Annotated in this window: 5 protein-coding genes and 1 pseudogene; 4 read left to right on the top strand and 2 right to left on the bottom strand. The window is 67.9% G+C overall.

Annotated elements, in window-relative coordinates; all coding sequences use genetic code 11:
* From FFS20_RS13825 to FFS20_RS13815, 3 genes and pseudogenes are all read left to right on the top strand, one after another.
* Window positions 1–363: pseudogene (locus tag FFS20_RS13825) on the top strand (succinate--CoA ligase subunit alpha); the annotation flags it as partial.
* A gap of 399 nt (window positions 364–762) precedes the next feature.
* Window positions 763–2,103, top strand: coding sequence for a collagen binding domain-containing protein (locus FFS20_RS18125; RefSeq protein WP_212743343.1), 1,341 nt, complete (start codon window positions 763–765; stop codon window positions 2,101–2,103).
* Window positions 2,104–2,197: 94 nt separating this feature from the next.
* The gene (locus FFS20_RS13815) at window positions 2,198–3,331 is read left to right on the top strand and encodes a beta-eliminating lyase-related protein (RefSeq protein ID WP_137826414.1); all 1,134 of its coding nucleotides are present in this window, start codon (window positions 2,198–2,200) and stop codon (window positions 3,329–3,331) included.
* Here FFS20_RS13815 and FFS20_RS13810 read toward each other — a convergent pair.
* Window positions 3,311–4,630, bottom strand: a complete 1,320-nt coding sequence (locus FFS20_RS13810) for an amino acid permease (RefSeq protein WP_283202134.1) — start codon at window positions 4,628–4,630, stop codon at window positions 3,311–3,313. The genes FFS20_RS13815 and FFS20_RS13810 overlap by 21 nt on opposite strands.
* A gap of 81 nt (window positions 4,631–4,711) precedes the next feature.
* Here FFS20_RS13810 and FFS20_RS13805 point away from each other — a divergent pair, with 81 nt between their 5' ends.
* Window positions 4,712–5,683, top strand: coding sequence for a helix-turn-helix domain-containing protein (locus FFS20_RS13805; RefSeq protein WP_171007085.1), 972 nt, complete (start codon window positions 4,712–4,714; stop codon window positions 5,681–5,683).
* Between the two features lie 86 nt (window positions 5,684–5,769).
* On the opposite strand, the gene FFS20_RS13800 is transcribed toward FFS20_RS13805, so the two are convergent.
* Window positions 5,770–6,939: an RtcB family protein gene (locus tag FFS20_RS13800; protein WP_137826411.1), complete on the bottom strand. Its 1,170-nt coding sequence runs from the start codon at window positions 6,937–6,939 to the stop codon at window positions 5,770–5,772.
* Window positions 6,940–7,178: the final 239 nt, after the last annotated feature.

Raw genomic sequence — 7,178 nt, 5'->3', positions numbered from 1 at the left:
TTCTCGACCGCGATCGGCATCGGCGGTGACCCCGTCATCGGCACGACGCACATCGACGCCCTCGAGGCGTTCGAGGCCGACCCGGAGACCGAGGCGATCGTCATGATCGGCGAGATCGGCGGCGACGCCGAGGAGCGCGCCGCGGCCTACATCAAGGAGAACGTGACGAAGCCGGTCGTCGGCTACGTCGCCGGCTTCACCGCCCCCGAGGGCAAGACCATGGGCCACGCCGGCGCCATCGTCTCCGGTTCCTCGGGCACCGCCCAGGCGAAGAAGGAAGCGCTCGAAGCCGCAGGCGTCAAGGTCGGCAAGACCCCGACCGAGACCGCTGAGCTCATGCGCGAACTCCTCAACGCCAAGTGAGCCTGCGCGCCTGATGCGCTGACCGTCGGTCTGCGACATCAGGCGCTGCCGCGGTGCGCTGAGTGCGCTCCGCGGCGATCCGTCCGAAGCCCGCCTCCGCTGACCCGGAGGCGGGCTTCGTGCTGTCCGGGCCTCTCCTCGCCGAGGCGGTCGCCCGGTCTTGTGCGCGCCTCGCGCCGAGGCGGTCGCCCGGTCCTGTGCGCGCCTCGCGCCGGGGCGGTCGCCCGGTCTCGGGCGCAACCATCGCGATCCGCCACACCCGGGAAACTTGCATGATTTGTGGAGATCGTATCCAAGTTGTTACCTTGGAAGCTCAGTCCCCGTTCGATGCTGGCCCCGGTCCCCCTCCCGGATTGCACCCTTGGTGCCGGTCTGCGTCGACCAACACAAAGGAATCACATGACAACTGCGACATCTCGCGCAGCTGCCGCAATCCTTGCGATGCTTGCCCTCGTGGCAACCGCGCTGATTGCGATCCCCGCTGTGGCAGCACCGCCATACCAGACGAACGCGAACATCGATTCGCTGAAGTTCCACGAGGAATCGATCAAGAGCGGCTCGACTGCTCGCATCGACGGCACGTGGAGCCTTCCCGACAATCCTCAGACGCCCGCCGGCTTCGTCGTCGATCTTCCCGACGAGCTCCAGGGACGCACTGATTCCTTCGAACTCAAGGATCCCGATGGCGTGACCATGGGACAGTGCACCGTGACCGAGACGCAGCTCTACTGCGATCTCGATTCGGACTACCTCAACGCGAACCCGCTCAACATCCAGGGCACGTTCTACTTCTGGGTGTCGGTGCAGACCGAGACCACCGAGACCAAGGAAGTCACCTACGACTTCGGCGACGTCTCGGACACCGTGACCGTCACTCCGCCCGATGGCCCGTGCGTCGGCGACTGCGAGTGGAAGGGTCAGGACTCGTACAAGTGGGGCAACTACAACTACGACGAGAACTACATCCAGTGGCACGTCAACATCAAGTCGCCCGCCGGCGGCATGAAGGGCGGCCAGAAGGTCACCGTCACCGACCTCGGCGGCGAGAACATCGAGCTGATCCCGGGCGAGACCCGTCTGTCGGGGACGAACACGTTCAACGAGAACGGTCAGCCCGTGGGCTGGGGACCGAAGCCCCAGGACTTCTACACCGTCTCTGACGATGGCGCGACCGTGAACTTCACCTCGGAAGAGGGCTGGGTCTACGCCGTCATCTACCGCACGACCGTCACCGACGGCGGCAAGTCTGACTCGTACACGAACTCGGCGAAGTTCGAGATCGAGGGCGAAGAGACCGTGATCAAGAAGGGCAAGGTCGTGCGCCAGGGCGGCGGCGGCACCGGCGACGGTGACGAAGAGCCCACCCCGACCGAGACTCCGACGGAAACTCCCACGGAGACTCCGACGGAGACCCCGACAGAAACTCCGACCGAGACCCCGACTGAGACCCCGACCGAGACTCCGACGGAGACTCCGACTGAGACCCCGACTGAGACTCCGACGGAAACTCCCACCGAGACCCCGACCGAGACTCCGACGGGCACCCCGACTGAGACCCCGACGGCTCCCGGACCGGGCGACACTCCGACCGACAAGCCGACGGCTCCCGGCCCTGGCGGCGACCTGCCCCGGACCGGTGTCGACAGCTTCGGCACGCTCGCCGCAGGCGCAGCACTGCTCGTGGCCGGTCTCGTGACGATGGCACTCGTCCGGCGTCGGAAGATCAGCGCAGACAGCTGATCCGACCGAGCACCACCTGAGGGGGAATGAAGAGGGAGCGACCGCGGTCGCTCCCTCTTCGCTGTCTGCTCACTGACAGCGATACGCTGAGCGGGTGAACAATGACGCCACGCCCTCATCCGCGACCGCTGAAGCACAGAAGAACGCCACCACCGTCACCGCGCCCGTCGTCAGCTCCGATCCCGCCGATCACCCGCGCAACTTCGGGTCCGACAACTGGGCCGGCGCCCATCCCGAAGTGATGGCGGCGCTGACCGAGGCCAACGTCGGCCACACTCCGGCCTACGGCGGTGATCCGTGGACGGCGCACTTCCACGAGGTCATGCGCGGGCACTTCGGTCCCGATGCGCAATCGTTCCCCGTCTTCAACGGCACCGGCGCCAACGTGCTCGCCCTGCAGTCCGCGCTGCCGCGGTGGGCGGCCGTCATCACCGCCGTCAGCGCCCACATCAACTACGACGAGACGGGCGCCCCCGAGAAGGTCGGCGGACTGAAGATCATCGGCGCCCCGACCGTCGACGGCAAGCTCACCCCGGACATTATCGCCGCCGCCGTGATCGGCCGCGGCAGCGAGCACAATGCCCAGCCCTTGGCCGTGAGCATCGCGCAGTCGACGGAATGGGGCACGACGTACACGCCCGAGGAGATCCGCGCGATCGCCGAGGCGGCCCACGACCAGGGCATGATCCTCCACATCGACGGCTCCCGCCTCGGCAATGCGGCAGCGTTCCTCGGCACCGGCCTCGGCGAGCTCACCACCGACGTCGGCGTCGACATCCTCAGCCTGGGCGGGACGAAGAACGGCCTCCTCGGCGCCGAGGCGGTCGTCGTCCTCAACCCCGAGATCGGGCAGGGGATGCGGTTCCTGCGGAAGATGAACCTGCAGCTGTCGTCGAAGATGCGCTTCCTCTCCGCCCAGCTGGGCGCTCTCTATGACGGTGAGCTGTGGCGCACCTCGGCGAATCACGCCAACGACATGGCCGTGCACCTTGCCGATCGACTCGCCGAGGTGGCCGCTGACAACCGTGTGCCCGGGCTCTCCGTGGTCCAGGCGGTGGAGGCGAACGTCGTGTTCGTTCGCATGCCCGCCGAGGTGGCCGCCCGCACCCGACAGCGCTTCGCCTTCGCCGACTGGCCGCTGCAGCCGAACGTCGTCCGCCTCATGTGCGCCTTCGACACGACGCCGGAGGACGTCGACGCCCTCGTCTCAGCGATCGTCGGCGAGTGAGCCGGTCCTCGTCCGGACGACGGCGACGACCGCGGCGACGAGGAGAACGGCGACGGGGAAGATCGCCCGGCTCCCCGAGGAGATGAGCGTCCAGGCCATGAGGGGCACGAGCAGAAGATTCGCCACGCTCCATACCCGCAGGCCGACTGTGCGGACGTAGGCGACGATGCACATGATGTAGATGAGCACGAAGACGCCGCTGGCCGCGCCGAGCATGTCGACGACGAGGTCGGGTCGCACGAGGAGAATCGTCAGCGACACCGTGAAGCCGGTGCTCAGCAGCAGAACGGCGCGACGCGGAGCCGCATCGGGGGCAGCGGCGAATGCCCGAGGCAGGATCCCGTCGGCGGCCGCCGCGGAGATGACCGAGCCCACACCCCGCGTCCAGGCCACGGCGTTGAGCGCCATGCCCAGCAGTCCCGAGGCGGCGAGCACTCCGGCGACCGTCCCGCCCCACGGCGTGGACCGCACGGCATCGACGACTCCGGTGACCGGATCCGCTTGAGCGGTCTGGACGACGACGGCCAGTGTGAGGGCGAGGACAAGCACGAGCAGGAGTGCCAGGGTCGTCATCGCCACCGGAGCGAAGTCGCGACGAGGATCGGGCAGTTCGCGAGCGAGGAAGGTGAGGTTCTCGAACCCGATGAACGCCCAGAAGGCGATGAGCGCCCCTGCAGGCACGAGCGCGAGCGCCGGGCCGTCGGGGAGGACGTCGGGTGAGCGCGTCGGGTGGAGCAGCGACCACGTGACGACGCCGATGAGGGCCGCGACGAGCACTACTGCGCCGCTGCGCTCGACTGCGCTGCCGAGCGTCCGACCGCGCAGATTGATCGCGACGGCAACGCCGAGGAGGAGAGCGGCGAGTGCGATCTCAGGCACGGGCGCCCGCACGATCGCCGTGAGGTTGCGCGCGGCCATGACCGCGCCCGAGGGCAGTCCGACGACTACGACCATCGTGAACATCAGCGGCACCATGGCCGCGGCGCGATGTCCGAGTCCGGCGCGGATCGTCGCGCGCAGCGGATCCGCGCTGCGGGCGGACCCGACAACGGTGTCGCGGAAGAGCATGATCATGGGCAGGCACGCCAATGCTGCGACCAGCCAGGTGAGGACGGCGCCACTGCCCGTCTCGTGGAGCACCGCGGCGGGCACCGCGATGAGCCCGGCCCCGACGACGGAGGCGAGTCCTGCGGCCACGCCTGAACTCAGTGCCGCGATCCGCACCCACCCGGAAGTGTGTCTGCGTGACGATGGTGTCGACGACTGATGAGCGGCCGCTGGCTGCTGGTGAGATGTCATGGCTCCACTCAACCGCTGAGGCCCTGTGCCGACGAGTGGCCGAAACGACATGGATCACCGGATTTCGGTCATACTGGAACGATGTGGACTGCAGCGGTGCTCGTCAGAGACGGACTCTCCCTCTTCGAATTCGGCGTCACGGCCGAGGTCTTCGGGATCGACCGGACCGCTGCGGGGGTGCCGCCGATCGACTATCGGGTCTGCTCAGAGGGCGGGCCGGGGTGGCTGCGGACGAAGCATGTGTCGGCAGTCCGAGTCGAATCCACTCATGGCCTCGACGGTCTCATCGGGGCGGATGTTGTCATCGTCAGTGCGACTCTGCCCCACACCGGCACCGAGGCGGAACGTCGAGCGCTGCGCCGAGCACACGCCGCCGGATCCGTCATCGTCTCTCTCTGCAGCGGGGCGTTCCTGCTGGCCGGTGCGGGACTCCTCGACGGGCACCGTGCGAGCACGCACTGGCTGTTCACGGAGCAGCTGGCCAGGGACTTCCCGCGGGTCGACGTCGTCGAGGCGAATCTCTTCACCGACGTCGGTCAGATCATCACCGCGGCCGGAACCGCCGCAGCGATCGACACCTGCCTGCACATCGTGCGGCGGGAGCTCGGGGCGGGCACGGCGGCGGCGATCGCCCGCCGGATGGTCGTCGCTCCCACCCGTCACGGCAATCAGCTCCAGTTCGTCGCCCGCCCGCTGCCGCCGACTCCGGACTCAGGACTGTCGGCCACGCTCGAGTGGGCGGCGAACCACCTCGGCGAGGACATCGATGCGGCCGCTCTGGCCCGCCACGCGAATCTGTCGGTGCGTCACCTGGGGCGTCGTTTCCAGCAGGAGATCGGGTCGACTCCGCTGCAGTGGCTCACGCAGGAGCGGATCCGGGCCGCGCAGGAGCTCCTCGAGGTCAGCGACCTCTCGGTCGATGCGATCGGACGGAAGGTCGGCTATGCCTCAGCCACCCAATTGCGCGAGCACTTCCGACGCGCGGTGGGCACGAGCCCATCCCAGTATCGGCAGTCCTTCGCGCAGACGGGTGCCGCCGACGGCGACGGGTGACCCGAGTCCCAGGAAGCGAGCGGACCCCAACCGCCGAGGCGGGGCCTGTGCACATGTCACAGTGCGCAGGCCCCGCCTCGGGGCTCTCAGTCTCCCTTGACGTTGACGAGCTGCCGCAGGGTGTGCCGAACCTCGACGAGCGGGTCCGCATCGGCCATCACCTGGTCGATCGGCTTGTACGCCTGCGGGATCTCATCGATGAAGGCATCCGTGTCGCGGTACTCGATGCCGACCATCGCCTCCCGCAGCTGCTCCTGCGTGAACGTCTTCCGCGCAGCGCTCCGGGAGAACTGCCGGCCTGCGCCGTGCGGGGAGGAGTTGAGCGACACCGGGTCGCCCTTTCCGGCCACGACGTAGGAGGCCGTGCCCATGGAGCCGGGGATGAGCCCGAGCCGACCGGCATCGGCCTCGATCGCGCCCTTCCGCGACACCCACACCCGTTTGCCGAAGTGCTCCTCGGACTGCGTGAAGTTGTGGTGGCAGTTGATCCGCTCCGCCTCGACAACGGGCTCACCCATCGTCTCGGACAGCTGCCTGGCCACCCGATCCATCATCTCCTCACGATTGAGCAGCGCGAAGTGCTGGGCCCACTTCAGCTGCCTGATGTAAGCGGTGAACTCAGGAGTGCCCTCGACGAGGTAGGCGAGATCGGGGTCGGGCAGATCGATCCACCACTGACGGTTGAGCCTCGCGGCGACCTTGATGTGGAAAGTCGCGATCTTGTTCCCGATGCCCCGGGATCCGGAGTGGAGGAACATCCACACCCGGTCGGCCTCGTCGACGGAGACCTCGATGAAGTGATTGCCCGACCTCAGGGATCCCAGCTGGTGGCGCCAGTGCCCGGCGTAGGAGGCGGGGTCGAAGCCTGCCTTCTCCGCGAGCTCCTCGAGTTCGGTGATGCGCGGGGCCGCGGTGGCGACGATCTTCCGGTTGTACGCCCCGGCAGAGGTCGGCACGGCGCGCTCGATCGCCTCCCGCAGCGCTGTGAGGTCGCGCGCCGCGAGCTCGGACCGGGTGAACTGGGTACGCACCGCGATCATGCCGCAGCCGATGTCGACCCCGACGGCGGCCGGGATGATCGCGCCGAGCGTCGGGATGACCGACCCCACGGTCGCGCCCTTGCCCAGGTGGGCATCGGGCATGAGCGCGAGGTGCGGGTAGATGAACGGCATGCGCGCCGTCTGGTGCGCCTGCTCCCGGGTCCTCTCATCGAGGAGAGAGGCCCAGGAGATGAGCCGTCTGTCGAGTTTCTCCATTGTTCCTTTCCTTGCCTTCTTCAGTGGTGATGTCCGGGACGATCACCACCGCAGAGGCCAAGGAGGACACAGCTGCGAGAAGAGAAAAGCCCCGGACCGGTGATCGGTGCGGGGCAATCTGACGTCGGAGTCAGATGTCGCGCGACCGAAGGGCCGGCTGACGGCGGGATTCGACGTGCGTCGATCCCTTCTGCTCACGCTGCAGAGCGAGAGTGGCCATCAGTGTCGTCCTTCGTATC

It is taken from the genome of Brevibacterium sp. 2SA (genome assembly GCF_005502845.1).
In the GTDB taxonomy this organism is placed as follows: Bacteria; Actinomycetota; Actinomycetes; order Actinomycetales; family Brevibacteriaceae; genus Brevibacterium.
This window is presented reverse-complemented; position numbering and strand designations above follow the sequence as displayed.

What these genes read in the sequence shown, in the direction of transcription:
- FFS20_RS13810 (WP_283202134.1), bottom strand. Translation starts at nt 4,630, where the DNA reads ATGACATCTCACCAGCAGCCAGCGGCCGCTCATCAGTCGTCGACACCA.
- FFS20_RS18125 (WP_212743343.1), top strand. Translation starts at nt 763, where the DNA reads ATGACAACTGCGACATCTCGCGCAGCTGCCGCAATCCTTGCGATGCTT.
- FFS20_RS13805 (WP_171007085.1), top strand. Translation starts at nt 4,712, where the DNA reads ATGTGGACTGCAGCGGTGCTCGTCAGAGACGGACTCTCCCTCTTCGAA.
- FFS20_RS13800 (WP_137826411.1), bottom strand. Translation starts at nt 6,939, where the DNA reads ATGGAGAAACTCGACAGACGGCTCATCTCCTGGGCCTCTCTCCTCGAT.